Consider the following 619-nt stretch of genomic DNA (forward strand, 5'->3'; position numbering starts at 1 on the left):
TATAGTGGCTCAGTTGTCAAGACAAAAATTTAAGATTTTTATAATGAACTGATATGGTTGATAAGTGACAAGGAACAGGGGGAGAATAGTGGAACACTCTCCAGATCCAAATATGCATTAAGCTACATATGGCAATAGCATTGCCGGATAGTAGCATTCAGCCGGTATTTGATAATCAAGTGCAGAATGACGTCGTTCAAAGTTATAAGTGTGGATATATCGCCCAATAGCGGATCTGGCTTCCTTGATGTTATTGTACTGTGTCAGATAAGCTTCCTCATACTTGAAGCTGCGGAACCATCGCTCAATCATGATGTTATCAGCCCATCTGCTCTTACCGTCCATGCTCTGTCGAATTCCGTTTTGTTTTACGAAGTCAATGTATTGTTGGCTTGTAAACTGGCAGCCCTGATCTGAATTCAGGATTTGCGGCTTAGCCACTTTGAAGGCCTTTTTCAAGGCGTTGATAACCATTCTGGTATCAAGAGTATCATCGACTTCCCAGCCAACAATACAGCGGCTGTGCCAGTCAATTATAGCAGTCAGATACAAGAATCCGTGTCTGATCGGAATATATGTAATGTCAATAGACCATGCCTGATTTGGCGCATCTATGACG

The 619-nt window shown here is 42.0% G+C and carries 1 protein-coding gene; it reads right to left on the reverse strand.

What is annotated here, in order from left to right; translation table 11 throughout:
- Positions 1–117 precede the first annotated feature (117 nt).
- The coding region (locus BN3456_RS00240; protein ID WP_141654467.1) for an IS3 family transposase at positions 118–619 on the reverse strand (502 nt) is incomplete at its 5' end.

It is taken from the genome of Clostridium sp. C105KSO13 (assembly GCF_001517425.1).
GTDB lineage: Bacteria > Bacillota > Clostridia > Lachnospirales > Lachnospiraceae > Muricomes.